At 61.7% G+C, this 24,734-nt stretch carries 24 protein-coding genes; 7 read left to right on the top strand and 17 right to left on the bottom strand.

Going from position 1 to position 24,734, the window contains the following annotated elements:
• Positions 1-62 precede the first annotated feature (62 nt).
• The 11 genes from CD58_RS22210 to CD58_RS22160 all read right to left on the bottom strand — a co-directional run bounded on the left by CD58_RS22210 (position 63) and on the right by CD58_RS22160 (position 12,534).
• Complete coding sequence (locus tag CD58_RS22210) at positions 63-3,089, bottom strand: multidrug efflux RND transporter permease subunit (RefSeq protein WP_025215153.1); 3,027 nt, start codon at positions 3,087-3,089, stop codon at positions 63-65.
• 13 nt (positions 3,090-3,102) lie between these two features.
• A complete protein-coding gene (locus CD58_RS22205; protein ID WP_025215152.1) occupies positions 3,103-4,251 on the bottom strand; it encodes an efflux RND transporter periplasmic adaptor subunit in 1,149 nt (382 codons plus the stop codon).
• A 155-nt stretch (positions 4,252-4,406) separates the two neighbouring features.
• A complete protein-coding gene (locus CD58_RS22200) occupies positions 4,407-5,504 on the bottom strand; it encodes a DUF1513 domain-containing protein (protein ID WP_025215151.1) in 1,098 nt (365 codons plus the stop codon).
• A gap of 2 nt (positions 5,505-5,506) precedes the next feature.
• Positions 5,507-6,571: an imelysin family protein gene (locus CD58_RS22195; protein ID WP_025215150.1), complete on the bottom strand. Its 1,065-nt coding sequence runs from the start codon at positions 6,569-6,571 to the stop codon at positions 5,507-5,509.
• A 29-nt stretch (positions 6,572-6,600) separates the two neighbouring features.
• Positions 6,601-8,028, bottom strand: a complete 1,428-nt coding sequence (locus CD58_RS22190) for a di-heme oxidoredictase family protein (RefSeq protein ID WP_025215149.1) — start codon at positions 8,026-8,028, stop codon at positions 6,601-6,603.
• A gap of 286 nt (positions 8,029-8,314) precedes the next feature.
• Positions 8,315-9,655, bottom strand: a complete 1,341-nt coding sequence (locus CD58_RS22185; RefSeq protein WP_025215148.1) for a sensor histidine kinase — start codon at positions 9,653-9,655, stop codon at positions 8,315-8,317.
• 66 nt (positions 9,656-9,721) lie between these two features.
• Positions 9,722-10,159, bottom strand: a complete 438-nt coding sequence (locus CD58_RS22180; protein WP_025215147.1) for a Spy/CpxP family protein refolding chaperone — start codon at positions 10,157-10,159, stop codon at positions 9,722-9,724.
• A gap of 275 nt (positions 10,160-10,434) precedes the next feature.
• Positions 10,435-11,112, bottom strand: a complete 678-nt coding sequence (locus CD58_RS22175) for a response regulator transcription factor (protein ID WP_025215146.1) — start codon at positions 11,110-11,112, stop codon at positions 10,435-10,437.
• 7 nt (positions 11,113-11,119) lie between these two features.
• On the bottom strand, positions 11,120-11,530 hold the full coding sequence (locus tag CD58_RS22170) for a translation initiation factor 2 (protein ID WP_025215145.1): 411 nt from the start codon (positions 11,528-11,530) through the stop codon (positions 11,120-11,122).
• Positions 11,531-11,636: 106 nt separating this feature from the next.
• The gene (locus CD58_RS22165) at positions 11,637-11,936 is read right to left on the bottom strand and encodes a YciI family protein (protein ID WP_025215144.1); all 300 of its coding nucleotides are present in this window, start codon (positions 11,934-11,936) and stop codon (positions 11,637-11,639) included.
• A 1-nt stretch (position 11,937) separates the two neighbouring features.
• A complete protein-coding gene (locus CD58_RS22160; protein ID WP_025215143.1) occupies positions 11,938-12,534 on the bottom strand; it encodes a septation protein A in 597 nt (198 codons plus the stop codon).
• An 87-nt stretch (positions 12,535-12,621) separates the two neighbouring features.
• Between CD58_RS22160 and CD58_RS22155 the strand changes: the two genes are divergently transcribed.
• The 5 genes from CD58_RS22155 (at position 12,622) to rluB (ending at position 17,506) form a co-directional block, all read left to right on the top strand.
• A complete protein-coding gene (locus CD58_RS22155) occupies positions 12,622-13,485 on the top strand; it encodes a PHP domain-containing protein (RefSeq protein ID WP_025215142.1) in 864 nt (287 codons plus the stop codon).
• A gap of 13 nt (positions 13,486-13,498) precedes the next feature.
• Positions 13,499-14,128 carry an L-threonylcarbamoyladenylate synthase gene (locus tag CD58_RS22150; protein ID WP_038436929.1) on the top strand — a complete coding sequence of 210 codons (630 nt, stop codon included), beginning with the start codon at positions 13,499-13,501 and terminating at the stop codon, positions 14,126-14,128.
• 132 nt (positions 14,129-14,260) lie between these two features.
• Complete coding sequence (locus CD58_RS22145) at positions 14,261-14,959, top strand: segregation and condensation protein A (RefSeq protein ID WP_165826070.1); 699 nt, start codon at positions 14,261-14,263, stop codon at positions 14,957-14,959.
• An 11-nt stretch (positions 14,960-14,970) separates the two neighbouring features.
• The gene (scpB, locus tag CD58_RS22140) at positions 14,971-15,924 is read left to right on the top strand and encodes an SMC-Scp complex subunit ScpB (protein ID WP_025215139.1); all 954 of its coding nucleotides are present in this window, start codon (positions 14,971-14,973) and stop codon (positions 15,922-15,924) included.
• Positions 15,925-16,270: 346 nt separating this feature from the next.
• The gene (rluB, locus tag CD58_RS22135) at positions 16,271-17,506 is read left to right on the top strand and encodes a 23S rRNA pseudouridine(2605) synthase RluB (protein WP_025215138.1); all 1,236 of its coding nucleotides are present in this window, start codon (positions 16,271-16,273) and stop codon (positions 17,504-17,506) included.
• Positions 17,507-17,776: 270 nt separating this feature from the next.
• Here rluB and CD58_RS22130 read toward each other — a convergent pair whose 3' ends face one another.
• Both CD58_RS22130 and CD58_RS31290 read right to left on the bottom strand, forming a co-directional pair.
• Positions 17,777-18,742, bottom strand: coding sequence for a leucyl aminopeptidase (aminopeptidase T) (locus CD58_RS22130; protein ID WP_025215137.1), 966 nt, complete (start codon positions 18,740-18,742; stop codon positions 17,777-17,779).
• Positions 18,743-18,835: 93 nt separating this feature from the next.
• Complete coding sequence (locus tag CD58_RS31290) at positions 18,836-18,973, bottom strand: hypothetical protein (RefSeq protein WP_003178782.1); 138 nt, start codon at positions 18,971-18,973, stop codon at positions 18,836-18,838.
• Between the two features lie 746 nt (positions 18,974-19,719).
• Between CD58_RS31290 and CD58_RS22120 the strand changes: the two genes are divergently transcribed.
• Entirely contained in the window at positions 19,720-21,138 is a 1,419-nt protein-coding gene (locus tag CD58_RS22120; protein WP_025215136.1) for an amino acid permease, read from the top strand.
• Between the two features lie 167 nt (positions 21,139-21,305).
• Entirely contained in the window at positions 21,306-21,719 is a 414-nt protein-coding gene (arfB, locus tag CD58_RS22115; RefSeq protein ID WP_025215135.1) for an alternative ribosome rescue aminoacyl-tRNA hydrolase ArfB, read from the top strand.
• Here arfB and CD58_RS22110 read toward each other — a convergent pair.
• From CD58_RS22110 to CD58_RS22100, 4 genes are all read right to left on the bottom strand, one after another.
• Entirely contained in the window at positions 21,716-22,915 is a 1,200-nt protein-coding gene (locus CD58_RS22110) for an MFS transporter (RefSeq protein ID WP_025215134.1), read from the bottom strand. The two genes, arfB and CD58_RS22110, sit on opposite strands and share 4 nt — an antisense overlap.
• Positions 22,916-23,017: 102 nt before the next feature.
• On the bottom strand, positions 23,018-23,212 hold the full coding sequence (locus CD58_RS22105; RefSeq protein WP_025215133.1) for a hypothetical protein: 195 nt from the start codon (positions 23,210-23,212) through the stop codon (positions 23,018-23,020).
• Between the two features lie 75 nt (positions 23,213-23,287).
• Positions 23,288-23,431, bottom strand: coding sequence for a hypothetical protein (locus CD58_RS31285; protein WP_162893862.1), 144 nt, complete (start codon positions 23,429-23,431; stop codon positions 23,288-23,290).
• Positions 23,432-23,573: 142 nt separating this feature from the next.
• Positions 23,574-24,596: a transporter gene (locus CD58_RS22100; protein WP_025215132.1), complete on the bottom strand. Its 1,023-nt coding sequence runs from the start codon at positions 24,594-24,596 to the stop codon at positions 23,574-23,576.
• Positions 24,597-24,734 lie beyond the last annotated feature (138 nt).

Here is a 24,734-nt window from a genome sequence, read left to right as displayed (position 1 = left end):
TTCTCTACCACCTGCCACAAGTCTCCAGCCAACCACTAAATCTGTGGTCAAGGTCCAATGCCTCAGGCTTTGTCGGGCTTGGCCAGCAATGTGTAGACGCAGGGCAGCACGAACAGCGTGAACAACGTACCAATCGACATCCCGGTAGCGATCACCATGCCGATGTCGAAGCGACTCACCGCACCGGCACCGGTGGCGAGGATCAGCGGCACCATGCCAAACACCATCGCCGCAGTGGTCATCAGCACCGGTCGCAGACGAATCGAGGCCGCTTGCTCCACGGCGTCCCTTGGCGTCAGCCCCTGATCCTTGCGCAACTGGTTGGCGAATTCGACGATCAGGATCCCGTGCTTGCTGATCAGGCCGATCAGCGTCACCAGTCCCACCTGGGTGTAGATGTTCATGCTCGACCAGCCGAGGAACAGTGGGATCAACGCTCCGCAGATGGACAGTGGCACCGTCACCAGAATCACCAGCGGATCCCGGAAGCTTTCGAATTGGGCCGCCAGCACCAGGAAGATAATCGCCAGGGCCAGGGCAAAGGTGACCCACAGGGCGCTGCCTTCCTGTACGAACTGCCGCGAAGCCCCTGCGTAATCGAAGGCGAAGCCTACCGGCGCTTCCTCCCGGGCGATCTGGCGGACAGTCTCGATGGCTTCGCCCATGCTCACGATGGGAAAGCCGGAAATCGTGACCGCATTGAGCTGCTGGAACTGGTTCAATTGCCGTGGCCGCGCCTGGTCGCTGACCTTGATCAGGGTCGACAGCGGCAGCAACTCACCCTGGGTATTTTTCACGTAGTAATTGTTCAGCCAGTCCGGGTTGTCCCGAAACGACCGTTCGACCTGGGCAATGACCTTGTAGCTGCGTCCTTCAATGGTGAAGCGATTGATCTCGGCCTCACCCAGCATGGTCGCCAGGGTGCCGCCCAGGTCCTGCATCGAAACCCCCATCTGGGCCGCCTTGGCGCGGTCGATGTCGACCACCACTTCGGGTTTGTCGAACGCCAGGTCAATGTCCATGAAGGCGAACTTGCCTGATTCCAACGCGTGTTTTTTAACGCGTTCGGCGATTTCAAGCAGAGTGGCGTAATCCTTCGGCGAGTTGATGACAAAGGCAAATGGCAGACCTTCGCCAGTGCCTGGCAATGAAGGCAGGTTGAAACCGAAGATCTGCAAGCCGGGAATACTCTCCAGCTTGGCCTGGACCTCCGGCAGGATTTCCATCTGGGTGCGGCTGCGCTCGTTCCACGGCTTGAGCAGGAAGCCGCCGATGCCGGACTGCACACCGTTGTAGCCGTTGATCTGGAACGAGGAGTAGTACTCGGGGAACTCCTTGAAGATGGTGATGAAGTGATCGGTGTAGGCGTTCAGGTAGTCGAGGTTGGTCGTCTTCGGGGCATTGGCCATCATGAAGATGATGCCCTGGTCCTCGTCGGGCGCCAGCTCGGACTTGCTGAACATGATCAGCACCGGAATCAGGAGCAGGATGATTCCGGCGAACACCAGCACCACCGGCCGGGCATTGAGTGTGCCGTGAAGCAGGCGCTGGTAACGGCTCTTCAAGCGTTCGAAGACCATGTCCAGCCGATGGGCCAGCCCCGAGGGGTTCTCGTCGTGGCGCAGCAGCATGGCGCACATCATGGGCGACAGGGTCAGGGCGACGATCCCGGAAATCACCACCGCCCCGGCCAGGGTCAAGGCGAACTCCTTGAACAAGGCCCCCGTCAGGCCTTCGAGCAGGCCGATCGGCGCGTACACCGCCGCCAGGGTGATGGTCATCGAGACGACCGGGATGGCGATTTCCCGGGCACCTTCTATCGCGGCATCGAAGGGGGTCTTGCCTTCCTCGATGTGCCGGTGAATGTTCTCCACCACCACGATGGCATCGTCCACCACCAGGCCGATGGCAAGCACCATGGCCAGCAGCGTCAGGAGGTTCATCGAGTAGCCCATCAACTGCATGAAGAACATTACGCCGATCATCGACAGCGGGATGGTCACCACCGGGATGACCACCGAGCGCAGGGCGCCGAGGAACAGGAACACCACGACGATGACGATCAGCACCGCCTCGAACAGGGTTTTCACCACCTCGTCGATGGACGCCTGGATGAACAGGGTGGCGTCGTAGGCGATTTCGGCCTTGAGGTTGGTCGGCAGCTGGGCCTCCATCTCCGGCATGATCTTGCGCACTTCCTTGATCACATCCAGCGGGTTCGCGCCGGGCGTGGCCTTGATCCCGATGTACACCGAGGGCGTGCCGCCGAAGGAACTGATGGTGTCGTAGTTCTCGGCGCCCATCTCCACGCGGGCCACGTCCCGCAGCAACACGCGGCTGTCGCCCTCGGTCTTGAGCGGGATGGCGGCGAAGGCCTCGGCGGACTTGAGTTCGGTGTTGGCGTTGATGCTGGTGACCACATATTCGCCTTTCACTTCACCGGCGGCGGAGAGGAAGTTGTGCTGGCGCACGGCGTCGGTCACGTCGGCGGCGGTGAGGCCGAAACCGGCGAGTTTCACCGGGTCCAGCCACAGGCGCATGGCGAAGACCTGGTTGCCGAGAATCTCCGCTTCGGCCATGCCCGGCAGTGTCGCCAGCTTGGGCTGGATCACCCGTGACAGGTAGTCGGTGATCTGCGGGTTGTTCAATTCCTTGCTGAAAAAGCTGATGTACATCAGTGCCGAGGCATCGGCGGCCTCGCGGCTGAGCACTGGGTCTTCGGCATCCTGGGGCAGTTGGTTCTTGACCTCGTTGGCCTTGGCCAGCAGTTCGGTAAAAAGCCGGTCGCTGTTGGAGCCGATGCGGGCATAGACCGATATCACCGAGAAGTTCTGGCGGCTGACCGAGGTCATGTAGTCGATGCCCTCGGCACTGGCTAGGCTCTGTTGCATCGGTTGGGTGATGTAGCCCTGGATGGTCTCGGCGTTGGCCCCGGGGTAGGCGGTGGTCACCGTGATCAGGGCGTTCTCCATCTGCGGGTACTGACGCAGGGGCAACTTGCTCCAGGCCTGGAAGCCCAGGAGTACGATCAACAGACTGACCACGGTGGCGAGCACCGGGCGGCGGATGAACGGATCGGTAAAAGCCATGGGGGTTCCTTGATCAGTCCGCGCGTGGCGGGCTGTTCTGTTCGGTCAGGGTCTTGTCGTCGCTGATGGCGATGGGCGTACCGTTATCGAGCTTGATCTGGCCGCCAATCACGACTTGTTCGCCGCTCTGTACGCCCTTGGAAACCAGGACTTGCCCGTCGCGTCGCTCGCCGGTTTCGACAAAACGCCGCTCGGCGATCAGGACCGGCTGGCCCTTGTCGTCTTTCTCGACAGTGCCGTCGGCGCCTTTCTTCTGCGTGACCACGTACATGGAGTTGCCGTAGAGGGTGTAGGTCACCGCGCTTTCCGGCACGACGATTCCGGCGGCCACATCCGGCAGGATCACCTGCAGGTTGGCGAACATACCGGGCAACAGTTTGCCGTCCGGGTTGGCCAGGGTGGCGCGCACCAGCACGTTGCGGGTGCTGTCCTCGACCTTGGGGTTGATCGCGCTGATGGTGCCGACGAAAGTCTGCCCGGGATAGGCTGAGACACTGACGTTGACCGGTTGGGCGACCGCGAGCTTGGGCACGGTTTGCTCAGGTACGTAGAAGTCCACATAAAGGCTGCTGAGGTCCTGCAGGGTGGCGATCACCGTGCCGCTGGCCAGGTAGTCGCCGACGTCCACCTGGCGAATGCCGATGGTGCCGCTGAACGGTGCCAGGATGTGTTTCTTGGCCAGCGATGCCCTGAGCTGATTGACCGTGGCCTGGTTCTTTTTCAACTGCGCCGAGAGTCGGTCGAACTCGCCCTTGGAGATCGCCTGGCTGCCCACCAGTTGTCGGCCGCGACCGAAATCCAGTTGCGCCAGGCCAAGGTCGGCCTCGGCGGTTTCCAGCAGGGCGCTTTCGACTTCACTGTCCAGTTGCAGGAGCGGTTGGCCGGCCTTGACCTTCTGCCCGGACTGGAATTGCACCTTCTGCACGGTCCCGGCGATTTCCAGGCTCAGGTCCACGCCTTGCAGGGCCTTGAGGCTACCGACGGTGGGCAGGCGCGCCTGCCAGGGCTGCTCGACGGCCTTGGCCACGGCCACGCTGATCGGTGGTTTCGGCGCAGAGAACATCTGGATCTGCTGATAGACGGAGAAGGCCTTGTAGCCGGCGAGCAACAGCACCACCAGCAGGACAATACCCAACATGATCAGCATGCGGCGTCGCAGCATGTTCCACTTCCTTGGAAAAGAGCTGAGAGAAAATACAGATAGGCGGGCACATTACTCTGAGTGCGCGGGCTATTCCAGATGCTGGCGGGTTGGAGGTGCGTGGGATTTTTCCGAAAAATCAGGGAGCTCGGCGCCGATGGGCTTCGCTCCCTGGCTCAGGCCAGATGCAAATGGTTGTCCCAGAGCCCTGCCGGCAGATCCAGTGGTTTTGCAACCAGTTGTGTCTGCCGGCAATCGTAATAACGGCAACGCCCTTGACCCGAGGTCACGACAAAACCGTCGGCCACCGCGCCCACGCCGGCACAGTCCGGCAGCGGCGCATCCAGACGTACTTCGCCATTGTCCAGGTCCCAGATGAAGAAGCGGTTGCCACGAGGGGCGGTCAGGGCCACCAGGCGCAGGTCGCTGTGTACGGCGACGCTGGCGGTGTAGTGCCCCATGGCCTGCAATTGCTCTTCAGGCACTGGGAACGCCTGGAACGGCTGGCCCGGCCGTTTGATCGCCAACAGCTGCGAAGACTCGTGGGCAGCGCCCATGAACTGCTGGCCGGAGACGATGGTGCCGTCACTGGCGATGCCGAGGTGGCGCACGCTGTTCATCGATTGGGCGAGGGTTTCCTTGCTCAGCAGCGTGCCATCGCGCTGCATCAGCACCAGGCTCGGCTCCATGGCATCGAGGTTCATTTCGACCCGGCTTTCGGCCTCAGTGCGAATGCCGCCGTTGGCCACCACCAGCGTCTCGCCATCGGGCATCCAGGACACCTGGTGAGGGCCGATGCCATGGGTGGACATCTCCCCGCTGTGCACCAGCCGCTCGCCTTCGAAACGGTACACGCCGAGCAGGCCGCGTCCCGGGTCCGTGGTGTCGTTCTCGGTGGCGTACAGCCATTCGCCGCTGTTGTGGATCACCGCGTGGCCGTAGAAATGCCGGTTCGGCAACGAAGTGATGGTTTGCAGCAACGCGCCGTCGCGAAGGTCGATCAGGTAGCTTTCGGTGCCGGGACGACGGGCGACGAACAGCGCAATGGGCGATGTCGGATGGTTGATGATGTCATGGCAGCGCTGGCCGACCTGGGTGGCGAACACCCGGGTGCCGTCCAGCCGATAACCGACGGCGTAATGCTTGCCGTCGCCATCGTCCCGTGCCGAAAGCAATAGCGGACGCTTGTCCTGTTGCTTGAACAGCGTCCAGCCGCCCAGGGTAACGGCGCCGAGCAGCAAACTGCCCAGTGCCAGGGCCTGACGTCGAAACATGATCAGTCACCGTCGTTGGCGTTGAAGCCCAGTTGAATGCCCAGCGCCTTGGCCAGTTCGCCTTCGTGCAGGCGATGGACGACGTTGAGGCTGTCGTACAAATCGTTGAGTTGCTGGCGCCCGGCGTCGTCGTTGAGCATCTCGCTCAGCGAGCGCTGGCTGCTGGCGAAAAGTTTCAATGATGCGTCGTAGGCGGCGTCGATCTTGTCGGCCAGAGGTTTCTGATCGTCGGGCAGCAGGCCGCGCAGGCCCTTGTTGTCGACGCCTGCCCAGACGGTCCTGGCCGCGCTCAGACTCGCTTCCAGGCCTTGCAGGGACGACTGGCTGCGCCAGGCATCGGCCTGGAACGGTTGCGGCACGCCCTTGCTCTGGCGTCCCATCGGCGTGCCGAGTTTTTTCTTCAGGGTGTCGAGGGCGGTGACCTGGACCCGCAGCAGATCGGCGATGGCTTCGTGGGAATCGGCGTAGCGCTGGTTGGGGAACTTGCTCATCTGGGCGAGCATGCCGTCGTTGGCGTTCCAGCCCGCCAGGATCTCTTCGGCCAGTTGTTTCTGGCGTTCACCGATGGCGCTCAGCAGTGGGCAGTACTTGGCTTTCTGCGCACTGTCGGCCATGTCGATCTTGGCGTCGAACAGCAGGTACTCATAGGCCGAAAGGCCCTGGACCACGACGCTGGACTTGGCCAGGCCGGCGGCGTCGATCTGCGGCTGGCTGTTGACCAATTGCTCGACCTGACGGCCCACGAGGTTTTTCTTGTCCGGCCAGAACTGCACCTGCCAGGCGCGGTTGCCCTCGGCCAGCGGACCGATCAGCAGCGGCTGCAACTCGGCCCAGGCTTTTTGTGCCTTGAGGAAGTCGGCGCGGGCGGTTTCCAGGTTCTCCTTGCCTTGGCAGAACGCCAGGGCGCTGGTCGCCAGCTGCCGGTCGGCGTCGACCCAGCGACTGTAGGTCGGCAGGATCACTTGCTTGGCGATGGCGGCCGAGGTGACCGCTTGCGGGTCCTGGGGCGAACAGGCACCGAGGGCAAGGGCGGCGAGGCTGGTGAATAACAGCTTGGGACGGAACATATCGGGCTCCCGTTTTTCGGAAAATGCGTTTAAAGGGAATTCAGGAACGCCAGCAACGCAGCACGCTGCTCGGCATTGAACGATAAAACCTGTCGCTGCGCCGCTTGTGCTTCGCCGCCATGCCACAGCACGGCTTCGAGCAGGTTGCGGGCGCGACCGTCGTGCAGGAACTGGGTGTGGCCGTTGACGGTTTCGGTCAGGCCGATGCCCCACAGCGGCGGGGTGCGCCAGTCACGGCCGCTGGCCTTGAATTCGCTGCGGTTGTCGGCCAGGCCTTCGCCCATATCGTGCAGCAGCAGGTCGGTGTAAGGGCGGATGACCTGGTTCGCCAGCTCCGGCTCGGCAGCGTTGGCGGACGTGGTGTATTTCGGTGTGTGGCAGGACTGGCAACCGGCCTCGAAAAACAGATTCTTGCCGGCCAGCACTTGGGGTGAATTCACCTCGCGACGGGCCGGTACGGCGAGGTTGCGGCTATAGAACAGCACCAATCGCAGGATGTTGTCGCTGACTTCCGGCTCGCCGTCCGGGCCGTTGCCGCTGGGGGCGCGCTTGCAATCGACCTGGGTCTCGGTGCAATCGTCGAACGGCCGCAGGCTGGTGGTCAGGCCCATGTCGCCGGAGAACGCATGGACGTTCTGTTGGTTGAGGTTGGGCTGCCCGGCTTTCCAGCCAAAACGCCCCAGCACGGTTTTTTGCTGAACGTCGTCCCAGACCTGGTTGGGACGACCGGCAATGCCGTTGTTTTCCCGCGCCTGGGCCTCGGCGTTGGCCAGGATGGCTTCGTCGGGAATCGCCTCCAGCAACCCCAGGCCGATCATCGGCGGGGCGACGCGAGCGGAAAAACGCGTGTCTGGATGCATCGGCCCATAGGCCAGTTGGGTGATTTGCAGGTTTGGCTTGCGCAGTTCCACGACGGTGCCGTCCTTGAAGCGCACCGGGACGGGGCTGTAATCGACCCGGACCTTGCCTTCGGGAGCGACACCGGGGACGGACATGTCCTGCAACTGCCCGCCGTAGACCGGCTCCGGCACGACCCCCAGTTGTTCGATGACCTTGGCGTAGGGCGGCGCATCGGGAATCGACAGGCGCACCAGCATCGACACCGCGCTGGCAGCGTCCGGCGCTGGCGGATGACCGCGACCGTCCTTGATGTGGCAGTTCTGGCAGGCATTGGTGTTGAACAATGGTCCGAGGCCGTCCCGGGCGGTGGTGGTCGAGGGGGCGATCACCCAGGGGCTGCGGAAGAAACTGTTGCCGACGCTGAAGTCCACGCGCCGCGAGGGCGGCAGGTTGGCCGAAGGCAGGGAGAAGGCATTCTGATCGGTCTTGCGTACCGTCGCGGCGCCACCGGACCGGGCTTCGCCGGGTTCGGCCTGGGTAAAACGCGGGGCATCATCGCAGGCACTCAGGCCCAGGGCCATGAGCAGAGCGCATAAACGAAGAGGCAACGACGGCATCGGGCTTCCTGGAAGACGAGTGAAACGAGGGCGCAAAGTCTAACAGGGCAGGGCAGTTTGAATAAGAGGAATTATCGTTTGGTTTGAGGGGGGCGCTCTTGCTATTGGGTTCGGCAACACCGCTCACTTAGGCTTGCTCGATTCCCTGTGGCGAGGGAGCTTGCTCCCGCTCGTTGCGCAGCAACCGCAAAATCTTGGGGCCGCTTCGCAGCCCAGCGGGAGCAAGCTCCCTCGCCACAGGGTGCAGCGTTGCCCTGGAGTCAACAGATCAACGGTGCTTTGCAGGTTACGGCTGGACAACAGCCCCCGGCACCAATGGCAACTCCAGAGTCGCGATGAACCCACCATCAGGATGGTTGGCCAGCACCAGCGCGCCACCATGGCGTTCGGCGGCACGGCGCGCAATGGCCAGGCCCAGGCCGTGGCCGGCGGCGGTCTGGCCGGGGGCGCGGTAAAACGGCTCGCTCAACTGACCCAGATGTTCGGGCTCCACTCCCGGCCCATGGTCACGCACACTGATCAGGATCCGTTCCCCCTGATGCACCGCGCGCATTTCGATCGGTTGCCCGGCGGGATTGAAGCGCTGGGCGTTGCGCAGCAAATTGTCCACAGCTCGCTCGATCATGGTCGGCCAGCCCTTGAGGGTCAGGTTCGGCTCCGTTTCCAGTCGCACGTTTTGTTCAGGTGAAGCCAACTGCGCATCTTTTTGCAGGGTGATGAGCAGAGCGTTGAGGTCCACCTCCTCGGCGCTGGCGTTGTCGGCATCGACCCGGGCCAAGACCAGGATTTCGCTGATCAGCGCTTCCAGGCGATCACATTCGCGGGTCAGGCGCGGCCAGAGCTTTTCACGCTCTTCGGGGCTGGCCCGTTCAGCCAATGCCAGGGCGATGCGCAGGCGGGCCAAGGGCGAGCGCAGTTCGTGGGACACGTCGCGCAACAGCTGTCGTTGACTGCCAATCAGGCTTTGCAGGCGCGCGCCCATGCGGTTGAAATCGGTGGCGAGCACACCGAATTCATCCCGACGGTTGGCCAGTTTGGCGAGGCTGTTCTGCTGGTACGTGGTCTGTCCCAAATCATGCACCGCACCGCGCAGGCGACTTAGCGGGCGGGTAATGGAGAGGGTCACCAACAGGCTGAACAAGGTCAGCACCACCAGGGCGATCCCCAATGCACTGAGGGGCCAGAGCAAGCTTTCGCGGTGCCAGGCGTCCAGTTCGGGATGGGGGATACGGTAGATGAACAGGTAAGTGTCACCCGTTTTGGCGCTGGTGAACTCGTCGGTCAGTCGCCGCCAGGGCAGGCGCCGGTCGTCGTTGTTCTGCCGGGCCTCGAAGGCGGCGGCGCGACGCGGGAAGGTGCCGCGGACCACCGGGTCGCCGCTTTCGTTGAGCACCTGGACGTCGATGTGATACTGGTGCTTGCGTTGCTGCAGGATGTCCTGGGCCGCGTCTTCGCCCTGGCTTTCATAGATTTGCGTCCACTCTTCGGGCAAGGTGTTGAGACCCGGATGGCGACTGAGGATCCAGGCGTCCTGGTTCAGCATGTGGCCCATAAGAATCGAAAGCCCTCCGACGAGGGCGATGGCCAGCCAGAAACTGGCCAGGATGCGCCAGAACAATGAACGCACGTTGAATCCTCGAGAACAAAGAAAGCCCAACGGCGATTTGCCGTTGGGCTGGGTACCTTCAATGCATTATTGCGCTTTTTGCGGTTGTTGCGCTTTCCAGGCCTTGAACTCAGCCCATTCGGCCCGACGCTCGGCCTGCTTCTTCTGGATCGCGTCGAACTCTTTTTGCTGTTCAGGCTTCAGCAAGCCACGGATCTGGGCATCGACTTTCTCATGCCGGGCTTCCATTTCGTCTTTCATGGCTTTCTGATCGGCTGGCGACAATTTGGCCAGGTACTTCTCCACCAGTTCGCGGCGCTCGTGGCGCTGTTCGCCCATGATCTTGCGGATCTGCTGGCGTTGTTCGCGGCTCAGGTCCAGTTCGCTGAAGGGGCCTTTGTCGTGCATCATCCCACCGTGGCGCGGGCCGTCCATCGGGCCCATCGGGCCGGGGCCTTCGGGCATGGCCATGGCGACGGTAGGCAGGGCGGCAGCGAACATCAGAGCGATAAGGGTCTTGCGCATGGGGTCTCTCCTTGTCTCATTCCCGGTCAGTTCCGGATGTGTGCAGATTACGGAGATCAAGGTCAGCGGCGGTCAGCGGGGCGTAAAGCTTGGGTAAAGACGGTTTGGTGGAGTGCTTACAAACCAGTAGGCCTGCACAACGGTTGTACCGAAGATAGGGTGACCTGGTGGCGAGGGAGCTTGCTCCCGCTGGGCTGCGAAGCGGCCCCATGATTTTGCGGTCGCTGCGCAACCGAGCGGGAGCAAGCTCCCTCGCCACAGGGGACTGGTGGGCCCTAGAGACTGTAGTAATAACCCCGGCTGCGCAGGGCCACGATGCGTGGACGGCCGTCGGGGTGGGGGCCGATTTTCTTGCGCAGGTTGCTCACGTGCATATCCAGGCTGCGGTCGTACAGGGTGAGTTTGCGGCCCAGGGCGATCTGCGCCAGCTCCTGCTTGTCCAGCGGCTCGCCCGGTTGCTTGAGCAGCGCTTCGAGCAAGCGGCTTTCGGAAACGGTGAGGGTCTGTTCCTGTTCATCGATGCTGACCACGCCACGCACCGGGCTGAAGGTCAGGTCCCCCAACTCGATCTGGCTGGACACCGCCGCCGGGTGACTGCGGCGCAAGACGGCGCGCAGGCGGGCGGTCAGTTCCCGTGGGTCGCAGGGCTTGGCCAGGTAATCGTCGGCCCCCAGTTCCAGGCCAAGGATGCGGTCCAGCGGTTCGCCACGTGCCGAGAGCATCAGCACCGGCAGTTCCGGGTGATCGTTGCGCAACTGCTTGAGCAGTTCCAGGCCGCTGCCGTCGGGCAGCATCACATCCAGTACGACCGCCGCCGGGGCGGTTTCGGCCAGGGCTTTGCGAGCACTCTGGCCGTCGTGGCAGGCGCGGACCTGGAAACCTTCCTGGCCCAGCCAGCTGCCGAGGAGCTCACACAGCTCCTGGTCATCATCAATCAGTAACAGCTCGCTCATGACTCACTCAATTTAGCCATTGCCGACGTTGTCTACGTCCACCGCTGGCAAAGATACCGCAGAGCAGGGCCAATAGCGCTACCCCGCCGCCAATGACGAACCACTGCTGTTGATCGGTCAACAGGCGTGGCAGGGGGCTGGCCTGGGCTTCCTTGAGTTGCAGCTTCAGGCGCTGGTTCTCCTGGCGCAACCGGGCCAGCAAAGCGCTCTCACGTTCGCCATCGGCGTTTTGCAATTGTTTGCTCAGCTCTTCGCGCTGGCGTTCGCTGTCTTTCAAGCGTTGCTGCAGTTCGGCGATATGGCTGCCGGCACTCAGGGACAAGGGCGCCGAATGACTGCCCTCGGTACTCTCTTCACCATGGGCGGGAGCCCCGATCGCCAACGTGACCAACAACAGGCACAACGGACCTTTGCGCATTGCAACTCCTGAATTCCAATCGAGATTAGACAGGTTGTCGGCAGGCCAACGAGAACAATGAGCAATCGTGTGCAATGAGCCATCAAGACTCATTGCACCTGGGGATTCAGGGCAGGACTTGCTTGAACGGCTTGACCACGACATTGGCATAGACGCCGCAGGCCACGAACGGGTCGGCCTCGGCCCACGCCTGGGCGGCGACCAGGGAATCGAACTCGGCCACGATCAGGCTGCCGGTAAAACCTGCGGCGCCCGGGTCATTGCTGTCTACCGCCGGGAGTGGACCGGCCAGCACGATGCGGCCTTCGGCCTTGAGCTGTTGCAGGCGCTCCAGGTGCGCGGGGCGGTTGGCCAGGCGTTTTTCCAGTGAGTTGGCGACGTCGGTGGCAATGATTGCGTAGAGCATGTCAGTCCTCGGTGTTTGGCGTGGTGGGGTCGGCATCATGCAGATGACGGGACAGGTAGATGCCCTGGCCAATCAGGAACAACAGGGTCATGCCCAGGCTGCCGAAGACCTTGAAGTCGACCCAGTACTCCTGGAACGTGAACGCGACGAACAGGTTGGCGGCGCCACAGAACAGGAAGAAAGCGATCCAGGCGATGTTCAGCCGGGTCCAGATCAGATCGGGCAGGTTCAGGGCGTGGCCCATGATGCGCTTGATCAGCAGGCGATCACCGATGAAGTGGCTGCCGATAAAGGCCAGGGCGAACAGCCAGTTGACCACCGGGGCTTTCCATTTAAGGAAGGTTTCGCTGTGGAACGCCAGGGTCAGGCTGCCGAACACGAGGCAGGCGATCAGGGTCAGCCACTGGCTCTTCTCCAGCTTGCGCTGGGACACGAACAGCGCGCCGTAGACCACCAGGGAACTGATGATCAGCACCGCGGTGGCGCTGTAAATACCGCCTACAGTCAAGGAATGACCGGCGATATCGACGGCCCGTGGATCAAGTTTGTAGACGATGAAAAACAGCAGGAGCGGGATGAAGTCGATGAATTGTTTCACAGTGGCAGCCAGAAGCAGGATGTGGCGGCATAATAACAAACATCCTTGGCCGCGATAGGGCCAGCTGATTTGAGGTAACAAACTCTCGTGAATGTTGATTTGCACTGCCATAGCACGGCCTCCGATGGCGCCCTGGCGCCCGCGGTTCTGGTGGCGCGGGCGTTCGAGCACGGCGTGCGAGTCCTGGCCCTGACCGATCACGACACCCTCGAAGGCCTCGACGAGGCCCGCAGCGCCGCCACGGCGCTGGGCATGCAGCTGGTCAATGGGGTCGAGTTGTCCTGCACCTGGGGCGGGGCGACCATCCATGTGCTGGGCTACGGTTTTGATGTGAATGCACCGGCGCTGGTCCAGGCTATCGCCCAATTACGCGACGGCCGCTGGCTGCGTTCCGAAGAGATCAGCCGCAAGCTGGCCCTCAAGGGCATGCCCGGGGCGCTGGAAGGCGCCCGGCAGATCCAGCAGGAACTGGGGGACAGCGGCAACGCACCGGCCCGGCCACACTTTGCCGACTGGATGGTGCGCGAAGGGTTCGTCAAGGACCGCGCCGAAGCGTTTCGCAAGTGGTTGGGCGCCGGCAAGCTGGGGGACGTCAAGCAGCACTGGCCGACGCTCGAGGAAACCGTCGAGACCCTGCGGGCCGCCGGCGCCTGGGTCAGCCTGGCGCATCCATGGCACTATGATTTCACCCGTAGCAAACGCCGCCGCCTCGTCGCCGACTATATTCAAGCAGGGGGCCATGCCATCGAGGTAGTTAACGGCCATCAGCCGGCCGAGCAGGTCGGCAGCCTGGCGATTCTGGCCCGAGAGTTCGGCCTGCTGGTCACCGCCGGCAGTGATTTCCATGGCCCTGGAGGCTGGTCCGAGATTGGCGAATACCGCCCGTTGCCGGAAGATCTGCCACCGCTTTGGTGTAGATTCAAACATGATCCCGTTACCGCCGCCGTCTGAACAGGTAGAACATGTGAGTCAATTTTTCCAGATTCATCCGGAGAACCCGCAAGCGCGCCTGATCAAACAGGCGGTTGAAATCATCCGTGGCGGTGGTGTGGTGATTTATCCCACCGACTCCGCCTACGCCATTGGCTGCCAGATCGGCGACAAGAATGCCGTGGAGCGGGTGAGACGCCTGCGTCAGCTGGATGACAAGCACAACTTCGCCTTGATCTGCAGCGACTTGTCGCAGCTGGGCCTGTTCGCCAAGATCGACACCGGCACCTTCCGCCTGCTCAAGGCGCATTTGCCGGGGCCGTACACCTTTATTCTCAACGCCACCCGGGAAGTCCCGCGGCTGTTGCTGCACCCGAAAAAACGCACCATCGGCCTGCGGGTGCCGAGCCATCCCATTGCTCTTGCACTGCTGGCGGAGCTGGGTGAGCCGCTGATGAGTGTGACGCTGATCATGCCTGGCGAGATCGAGCCGATGACCGATCCTTACGAAATGCGCCAGTTGCTCGAACATCAAGTGGACCTGATCATCGACGGCGGTTTCGGCGGCATGGCAGCGTCCACGGTGATCAACCTGGCCGACGGCGAGCCGCAAGTGGTGCGGGTCGGGTGTGGCGATCCGGCGCCGTTCCTGGTCGAGGCCTGAATGTCCGCTGTGGAAACCGCCGTGGAAGGCGCAGACAGCCAGGCCGGCGCGCAACAGGAGCTGCCGTTTGCCATGGTCTATGGCCAGGCGGTCATGGAAATGCCCCTGGACCTGTACATTCCGCCGGATGCGCTGGAAGTGTTCCTCGAGGCCTTCGAGGGCCCGCTCGACCTGCTGCTGTACCTGATCCGTAAACAGAACATCAACATCCTCGACATCCCGGTGGCGGAAATCACCCGCCAATACATGGGCTACGTCGAGCTGATGCAGTCGGTGCGCCTGGAGTTGGCGGCCGAATACCTGGTGATGGCGGCCATGCTGGCCGAGATCAAGTCGCGGATGCTGCTGCCGCGCTCGGCGGAGGTCGAAGCGGAAGAAGACGACCCGCGTGCCGAGTTGATCCGCCGCTTGCAGGAGTACGAGCGCTTCAAGGTCGCCGCCGAAGGCCTCGATGGCTTGAACCGGGTCGGACGCGATGTGGTGGTGCCCAAGCTCGATGCGCCGGAGGCGCGGGCACGCAAGTTGCTGCCGGATGTCAGCCTGGAAGAGTTGCTGATGTCCATGGCCGAGGTCCTGCGCCGCGGCGATATGTTTGAAAGTCACCAGGTCAGCCGCGAAGCGCTGTCCACCCGCGAGCGCATGAGTGATGTGCTGGAGCGGCTCAAGGGCGGCGGTTTTGTACCCTTCGTCGAGCTGTTCACCGCCGAGGAGGGGCGCCTGGGGGTGGTGGTGACGTTTATGGCGGTCCTGGAATTGGTCAAGGAATCCTTGGTCGAGCTGGTGCAGAATGAGCCGTTCGCAGCGATCCACGTGCGGGCACGAGCCGAATAACGAGCAAATCAATGAATCTGACTGAACCCCGCGAGCTGGCGCCCTTGCTTGAAGCTTTCCTGTTGGCCTCGGGAAAGCCGCAATCGATGGAACGGCTGTTCGAACTCTTTGAAGAAGGCGAACGGCCTGAGCCGGCCGTGTTCAAGAAAGCCCTGACGCTCTTGGGTAAATCCTGCGAGGGGCGGGCTTTCGAACTCAAGGAAGTGGCCTCCGGTTACCGCCTGCAGATCCGCGAAAAGTTCGCGCCTTGGGTCGGCCGCCTCTGGGAGGAGCGGCCGCAGCGCTATTCCCGCGCGATGCTCGAAACCATGGCACTGATTGCTTATCGCCAACCGATCACCCGGGGCGAGATCGAAGACGTGCGTGGCGTGGCGGTCAACAGCCATATCGTCAAGACGCTGCTGGAGCGCGAGTGGATCCGTGTCGTCGGCTATCGCGACGTGCCCGGCAAGCCGGCGATGTTCGCCACCACCAAGGGTTTCCTCGATCACTTCAACCTGAAGAACCTGGACGACCTGCCGCCACTGGCCGAGCTGCGGGAACTGGAGCCTGAGCCGATGCTGGAGTTCGACGACGTGCCGGTGCCCCAGGGCTTGCAGGAACTGGCCGACGCCAGCGCCGAACCGGAGGAGCCCAAGGAGGAGACCAGCTTCCACTCGTTGTTGCTGGAGCTGGACACCATGGAAGAAGGCCTGAAGACCGACTTCGACGACTTGCTGCGTGAAGGTGCTGGCCCGGAAAACGAGACGGATGAACCGCCCGAGGCCGACCGCGACGTTGAACGTCAGGCCGAGCCTGAACCCGAAGAAGACATCCTCGGCGTGGCCGAAGCCCGGGAAAAATTGCTGGCCGCTGTCGCCGCCCTTGGGCCACACGAACCCGAACCCGAACTCAGCGACGAAGAAAGCGAAGCCCGGGCCTTGGCCGAAGCCATTGAAAACGAACGGCGCCAGCTCGACGACTGATCCAACTTGTGCGCAAACCTGTCTGACACACCACCGTCCCCTGTGGGAGCGGGCTTGCTCGCGAAAGCGGTGGGTCAATAACATTGTTTGGTCTGACACTCCCTCTTCGCGAGCAAGCCCGCTCCCACAGGGGGAATGCGGTGCATCATGAACTCCGCCAGGAGCCTGCATTACGCCACCGATCGGCGGAAAAAGCGCTGAGCCTGTGCTGATCAGCTAGTCTCTGATGCGCAAACGCCTCAACAGGCGTATGATTCGCGACCCTTTGGCGAAGCCTTCGCCGAAGACCCCGTTTTCAAAGCGTCAGGCCAAGCGCCTGACCCGACCACACCGGGAGGTGCCCAGAATGAAAGACCAAGACCAGAACGACAGCCAGGAAATCGGCCCAGCAGGCGAGAAGCTGCAAAAAGTCCTCGCCCGGATCGGCGTCGGCTCGCGCCGCGACGTGGAAGCCTGGATCACCCAAGGCCGGATCAAGGTCAACGGTAAAGATGCCACCTTGGGCCTGCGTGTCGACATGCATGACGCCATCACCATCGATGGCAAGGTGATCAAGCGCGAAGAAGCCGCCGAAGCGGTGCGCCGCGTGATCATGTACAACAAACCCGACGGCGAGATCTGCACCCGTGACGACCCGGAAGGCCGTCCGACCGTGTTCGACAAGATGCCGCGTCCTAAAGAAGGCCGTTGGATCAACATCGGTCGCCTGGACATCAACACCACCGGTCTGCTGATGTTCACCACCGACGGTGAACTGGCCAACCGTTTGATGCACCCGTCCTACGAGATGGACCGCGAATACGCCGTGCGCGTACGGGGTGAAGTCGACGACGAAATGATCGAGCGCCTGAAGGCCGGCGTGGTGCTGGAAGACGGCCCGGCGCGGTTCACCGACATCAAGCAGGCGCCGGGTGGCGAAGGCTTCAACCATTGGTACCACTGCGTGGTGATGGAAGGCCGTAACCGTGAAGTGCGGCGGCTGTGGGAATCCCAGGGGTTGGTGGTCAGCCGCCTGAAGCGCGTGCGTTTCGGCCCGGTGTTCCTCAATTCCGACCTGCCGATGGGCCGCTGGCGCGAAATGAGCCAGTACGAGGTCGACATCCTGGCGGCCGAAGTCGGCCTGCAGCCTGTGGCGATGCCGCAGATGACCGCCAAGAGCAAGGACAAGCTGGAGCGGATGCAGCGTAAGTCTTCGCGGCCGATGGGCAAGACCGAGCGCGTGCGTACGCTGCGTCCGGCGGCTGAAGGTGCGCCGACCGGCCCACGTCCTTCGCGCGAACCGCAGATCGAAGGCGAACGCCCGGCCCGTAAACCGGCGCCACGCCAGGACGGCGAACGCGGCCCACGCACGCCACGCCCGGCCAACGGTCGGACTGAGCGCGGTGAAGGTCGCGGTGCCCCGGCTGGCCGTGGTACGCCAGTCGCCGATCGCCCGGCCGATACCAAGCGCCCAGCCAAGCCGGCACCGAAAAAGCGCCCGGGTATTGTGTTGGTCGATCGCGACACCCCATCGGGTAAACGCCGTGGTGCACCGGCGGGTTCCGGGCAGCGTCCGGGGTTTGGGCGTCGTAAGCCGGAGTGAGGCAGCTTTGAGTTTCTAGCTGCAAGCGGCAAGAAAAAACGGCAACCACTGGGTTGCCGTTTTTGTGTCTGGCGTTATTGATACGGTGCCGGTGCAGTCGTCTTCGCGAGCAAGCCCGCTCCCACACTTGATCTCCAGTGAATAGAAGATTTGGGTCGGCGCCGCTTCATTGTGGGAGCGGGCTTGCTCGCGAAGAGGCCAGCAGCTCCACCACCATCCAGAGGCTACTTGCTCTTCTTGCCGCTTGAAGCTCGCAACTTGAAGCTGCCCCTAAAGCACAAACCGCCCATCAAACATCCGCTCATTATCCAGCGCCAACACGCCACTCTCGAAAATCAGGTCCAGGTGATGGCTGCCCTTGGCCCCACCACCCAGCCCCAGGTGCAGGCCGCAATGGCGCTCCTCGAAACCGGCATTGCGGGCATAAAGACTCTTGACCCCCTCGTTGGTGCCGATCCCCAACTCCTCGATACGGCGGTTGGATGGGTTGGCGTCCAGGTACTTGTTGAAGTCGTGCTCCAGGCCTGGCACGTCTGTGGCGATTTTCTGGATGGTGGAGTCTTCGATCCACAACTCCAGCGGCGATTGCAGCACACCGTACTTGCGGGCGAACGGGATGGTGCTCAGGAACGTACCGACGAATTTCACCTGGCCATTGATGGTGTCGCTGTGGGTGGCGATTTCGCCGGGGGCCAGGTCATAGTTGCCCAGGCCGTTGATGTCGGTCCATTTCTTGACGCTGTTGAGGTCGGTGTCGAAATACGAGCCCAGGTCATCCTGGAAGCTCAAGGTCGTCGCTTGGGACATCCGCTGGATCAGGTGGCTGTTGAGCCCCGCGATACGCTGGGGAATGACGCTGAAGGTGTCATAGAAATAATCGCCATAGTCTTTGAACAGCAGCGATTTCTTCCAGTTGTCTGCCATTACGCCTTGCAGCGCGCGGACAAAGTCCGGGCCGTCGGGGCGCGGGTTGGGCAGGGTGGAGGAGTCGTAGAAAAAAATATAGAGATCGCTGTCGGCAATGGCCTTGGACAGGCGCTCGGTGGACTCAAGGTCCAGGCGCATGGCGCTGAACCGGAAGGGGGAGCCGCTGCCAGCCTGTTCGGCGATGGCGCCGGTCAGTGCTTCGTAGTCAGCGGTATGGCCGAGCAGCACCTTGGCGGGCTGGATGCCGGCCAGGGCGGGATGGTGTTCGAGGTAGTAAAGGAAATGTGAGATGGCTCGTTGTGTGTCCATGCTTATTCTTCCCTGACAAGTAGATTGGGCTTTCCTGACAACCGGCAAAAAGCGGCGGAGTCGACCGGCCGGATCGCCTCCGCCGGGCCATGTCTACAGAGGCCACATCGCCGTGCCGAACGGAACGACGGCGTCGGCTTGCATCATTTCAACGGCGGCTTCATGGGTCGGTGCTTCAAACCATTCGTCCAGTTGCAGTTCGGTTTCCAAGTCTTTGTCCAGTGCTTGCATAGTGAATCTCCTAGATGACTTTTACGGAAAGTGCGGAGCGGTTCGGCGAGCGAAAACTGACCGGAAGCGACACCGCCAAACTTGCCGACACGATGCGTTGGCAAGTCGCTGAAACCTAGACCAGGGTATTTTGGAATGCAAAAAAATAATTTCATTTTTTTCTTTTGAATTTTTTATTCCATTTTCAGTGAGGAAATTACTCATTCAAAAACAGCTGTCTGGCGATTTTTTTTATTAGGTAGCTACCTACCGTCAATTTGCAGGCAGCTTACGGAAAATTCCTACTTGGAAATGATGCGTTACAGGTTGTAAAGAAATGCTGACGATTTCCCCCAGTTGAGTTGGCTGGAAATCGCGATTTCAGAACTTGTAAGAAAAAGCTTCCGCCGCGCCCGTCGCAAGGGGCTTACCGAGGCTTTGGCCCGATTGTTTCAACGCTGCGGGAAGGGTGAGATGCGTCCCATGTGTCTGGCAGCAAGGGGACGGCGGTGTACAATGCGCCGCGTTTTACTGTGACCCTTCGCGTACCCACGCACTTTCAAGGTTATCCGCCTTGTTCACTCCGCCACGCCACAAGCGTGTCGGGTTCAATTTCGTCACAGATAAAAACAAATAGGTGACGCATGACCGTTGTAAAAACGCTGAACTCCTGGTGCCTGCGCTGGGGTTTGATCGGCGCTGCTTGAGATCCGATTCGAGCGGCAACGTCCAACGACCATCATCAAACCTTGCGTGAGACCCTTTTCATGAGTGGACAAAACTCGCATTCAGGCGAGCTGAAACGCGGCCTGAAAAATCGCCATATTCAATTGATCGCCCTCGGTGGCGCCATCGGCACTGGCCTGTTCCTCGGTTCGGCGGGGGTGCTGAAATCCGCCGGCCCGTCGATGATCCTCGGCTACGCCATTTGCGGCTTCATCGCCTTCATGATCATGCGCCAGTTGGGCGAGATGATCGTCGAAGAGCCGGTGGCCGGTTCCTTCAGTCACTTTGCCCACAAGTACTGGGGCGGTTTCGCCGGGTTCCTGTCCGGTTGGAACTGCTGGATTCTCTACATCCTGGTGGGCATGTCCGAGCTGACTGCAGTGGGCAAGTACATCCACTACTGGGCGCCGGAGATTCCGACCTGGGCCTCGGCGGCAGCGTTTTTCATCCTGATCAACGCCATCAACCTGGCCAACGTCAAAGTCTTCGGCGAGGCCGAGTTCTGGTTCGCGATCATCAAGGTCGTGGCGATTGTCGGCATGATTGCCTTGGGCAGCTACCTGCTGGTCAGCGGTCATGGCGGGCCACAAGCCTCGGTGACCAACCTGTGGGCCCACGGTGGGTTCTTCCCCAATGGCGTCAGCGGCCTGGTGATGGCCATGGCGATCATCATGTTCTCCTTCGGTGGCCTGGAGATGCTCGGCTTCACCGCCGCTGAAGCGGACAAACCGAAAACCGTGATCCCCAAGGCCATTAACCAGGTGATCTACCGGATCCTGATTTTCTACATCGGCGCCCTCGTGGTGCTGTTGTCCCTGACCCCTTGGGACAGCCTGCTGGCCACTCTCAATGCTTCCGGCGATGCCTACAGCGGTAGCCCGTTCGTGCAGGTGTTCTCGATGCTGGGCAGCAATACGGCGGCGCACATCCTCAACTTCGTGGTGCTGACCGCGGCATTGTCGGTGTACAACAGCGGCACCTACTGCAACAGCCGCATGCTGCTGGGCATGGCCGAGCAGGGCGATGCGCCCAAGGTCCTGGCCAAGATCGACAAGCGCGGCGTGCCGGTGCGTTCGATCCTCGCTTCGGCTGCGGTCACTCTGGTGGCGGTGCTGCTGAACTACCTGATCCCGCAGCATGCGCTGGAACTGCTGATGTCGCTGGTGGTGGCGACCCTGGTGATCAACTGGGCGATGATCAGCTACTCGCACTTCAAGTTCCGCCAACACATGAACCAGACTCGCCAGACGCCGCTGTTCAAGGCGCTTTGGTATCCGTACGGCAACTACGTCTGCCTGGCGTTCGTGGTGTTCATCCTGGGCGTGATGCTGTTGATCCCCGGCATCCAGGTCTCGGTGTATGCGATCCCGGTGTGGCTGGTGTTCATGTGGGTGTGCTACGTGATCAAGAACAAGCGCACTGCCCGGCAGGAATTGGCTGTGGCTGCGGCTGCCAAGTAAACACGAAAGAAACCCTGTGGGAGCGAGCTTGCTCGCGATGGCGATGGGTCAGCAATATCAAGGGTGACTGACACACTGCAATCGCGAGCAAGCTCGCTCCCACAGGAGTAGGCGTTGTCTGGGAGATTCGGGGTATTCTGTGGGTCCTGATAGCGGACCCTTTTCCCATGCTGGCGATTTCCAACACTGTGCACATCCCGGACGCCGAGATCGAGCTGACGGCCATCCGCGCCCAGGGTGCCGGAGGGCAGAACGTCAACAAGGTGTCCAGCGCGGTGCACCTGCGCTTCGACATTCCTGCCTCATCCTTGCCCGAGTTCTATAAGGAGCGCTTGCTGGCCCTGCGCGACAGTCGCATTACCAGCGACGGCGTATTGATCATCAAGGCCCAGCAATACCGCACCCAGGAACAGAATCGAGCCGATGCCCTGGAGCGCCTGGTCGAACTGATCCTCAGCGCCACCAAGGTCGAAAAGAAGCGCCGTCCGACCAAACCAACCCTGGGCTCGAAAAAGCGTCGCCTGGAATCCAAGACCAAGCGCGGCTCGATCAAGGCCGGGCGCGGCAAGGTAGACTTTTAGCTTCTCTCCCGTTCCTCGCGATACCTCGGCGCCTGCCGGTACAGATAGACGCTCAGTGCCAATCCGCCGAGGGCCGCCAGTGCGGCGAACAAAAAGATCGAGGCAAAGCCGAAGCCTGCGGCTACTGCACCGGCCAGTGGCCCGGTGATCCCCAGCGACAAGTCGATGAACAGCGAATAGGCGCCCACCGCCGCGCCACGGCTGGAGGCTGGCACCAGATTGACCGCCTCCACGCCCAGCGCCGGAAACACCAGGGAAAAGCCGAAACCGCTCAACGCCGCGCCGGCCAAGGCCCAATGGGCATCCGGTGCGAGCCACAGCAGCAACAGGCCGAGGGTTTCTACCGACAGGCAGGCGATCGCCACGCGGAAGCCGCCCAGGCGGTTGATCAGGTTGCCGAACAGCAAACGCGCGCCGATGAAGCTGGCGCCGAACAGGCTCAGGCACAGCACCGCGTTGTCCCAATGCTGCGTTGCGTAATACAGCGTGATGAACGTAGCGATGGTGCCGAAACCAATGGAGCCCAGGGCCAGGCCACAGCCGTGCGGCAGGACGCGCCCCAGCACGTGCATGAACGGCAGGCGCTCGCCGACGACGATGGGCGCAGCGGTCTTGCGCCAGGCCAGTGCCAACCCCAACAAACCCAGCAAGATAATGCTGACGCCCATGCTCCACAGCCCCAGGCGATTGACCAGCCACACCCCCAGCGGTGCACCAATCGCCAGCGCGCCGTAACTGGCGATACCGTTCCAGGAAATCACCTTGGCGGTATTGGCCGCGCCGACCCGGCCAATGCCCCAGCCAATTGAACCCGAGCCCACCAGGCTTTCCGCGCTGCCCAGCACCAGGCGGCCGATCAACAGGCTGATCAGGCTGAGAGTCGGCAGGTGTGGCGTCCAGGCAGACACCAGCATGAACACACCGCTCAGCCCGCAGCCGGCGAGGCCGAACATGACCGCGCGCTTGCTCCCCAGGTTGTCGATGATCCTTCCGGAGTAAGGACGGCTGAGCAGGGTGGCCAGGTATTGCACGCTGATCACCAGTCCGGCGATCACCGCGCCGAAACCCAGCTCGCCATGGACGTACCCAGGCAACACGGCCAGGGGAATACCGATATTCAGGTAGCCAATGAAAGTGAACAGGACGATGGAAACGACTTGCAGCGTGACCGCCAGGGGGCGCTGGGAATCTGACATGGGGAAAAGGTCCACGGAGCAGCAGGATAGATAGGCTGCTTATGATAACGGCGAGCGTGGCGACAGCGCGTGGAAAAGTAAAACTATTTGCCGAATGGTGACTCAGTGGTCGTCTTTCCCAGCGACCAGGTGCGTGGTGACCAGTGCGGCGAGGGCATTTTCTTCAGTGCCAAAACGCGCCAGCAGGGCAGCTTGTTTCTCGGGAGAAAGACGGGTCCAGATTTCGACCATTTTCTCGGCGGTGCCGATCAGCACGCTGGCCTGGGTTTCGCTGAAGGTCGGGGTGTTGTCGGTCATGGTGCGGGCTCAGGATTCAGGCAGTGTGGAAAGCGCATCTTAGCGCTTTCCACACGGTCTGGTGGTGCGGGTGAATCAGTCTTCGCTGTCGGCCTGGCGGCGTTCAGTGGCTTCTTTCGGCTCGGGTTGCTGGGCGTCTGGTTGCCCCCCGGCTTGTAGCGTGGTCGTCTGCTCAGTGTCGTGCAGGCTTGGGAAGGGGAGATTAGGGATCTCGTGCATATCGCGCTCCTCGCAAAGTCTGTGGATAGATCTGGTAGATCCGCGCTTTTACAAAGCGTGGGCAGGATACCCCAGGAGAAATGACAAAAAGACTTTTAAATCCTGCTGCGCCGACAAAAGGGGTTGTCTGGACAGGTCATGTTCAATAGTCGCGGCGCTTGCGAAACGCCCAGCGGCCAGCGATCAGCGTGAAGGTTGCTACCAGCGCCACCAGGATCCAGAAACCCTCGGGATCGCTGGCAAGCGGCACGCCGCCGACGTTCATGCCAAAGAAACCGGCAATGATGTTGATGGGCAACGCCAACACCGTGACCACTGTCAGGGTGAACAAAGTGCGGTTGCTTTGTTCGTTGAGGTTGGCGGCGATTTCTTCCTGCAGCAGCTTGATCCGTTCGCCCAGCGCGGTGAGGTCGTTGATGATCAGGGCGAACTCCTCGGTGGATTTGCGCAGCTCCTTGACGTCTTCTTTCTGCAGCCATTGCGGCGGGCGGTTGAGCAGGCGCAGCAACGAACCCGGTTCCAGGGCCAGCAGGCGTTGCAGGCGCACCAGCACCCGGCGGTTGCTGCCCAGCTCGGCGCGGTTGGTGGACAGCCGCGAGGACAGCAACTGATCTTCGATCTGATCGACGCTGAGGCTGGTCTTGCGCACGATCTGGGTCAGCACTTCACCTTGGTCGCGCAGCAAATGCACGAGCAGCTCCAGCGGCGAGCGAAAGCGCTCGCCGGCCTTGACCGATGAGCGCAGCTTGTCGACCGAGTGCAGGGGTTGCAACCGCGCGCTGATAATCAATCGACTGTGGACGCAAACCCACAAGGTGGAGACATCCGAGGACACCATGTTGCTGAGGTTGAACACGACATCGTTCACCACGGCCAGCAACGCCGAGTCGACGTGCTCGATGCGGGTCGAGCGCGAACCTTCGTGCAAGGCTTCGAAAAACTCCTGGGGCAAGGCCAGATGACTTTTCATCCAGCGCTCGCACGCGGCATGCGCCAGGTTCAGGTGCAGCCAGAGAAACTCGTCTGTGCCTTGGGGGTGTTGCAGGCTTTGCAGGGCCTGGGCCGAATCGATTTCTTGTCCACGTTCGCCGGGTTGGAAACGAAACCCGTAAAGCAGGCCGAACAGGTCCGGGTCGCGGTGGCTTTGATCGATGCTGTGGTTCATGAAGGCTCGCTGGCGGGAAGTGCCTGTGACGGCTACAGGTTCACTTGAGGGGCATCATCGCAAGCTTTCTTGATGGTTTTGTGACAGGTGTGTAGCGCCGTCCATGCTGACGTTACCGACGGTCGCCAAGGTTCAAGA

Origin of the sequence: Pseudomonas brassicacearum, from assembly GCF_000585995.1 — a bacterium.
Lineage (GTDB): Bacteria > Pseudomonadota > Gammaproteobacteria > Pseudomonadales > Pseudomonadaceae > Aquipseudomonas > Aquipseudomonas brassicacearum_A.
This window is presented reverse-complemented; position numbering and strand designations above follow the sequence as displayed.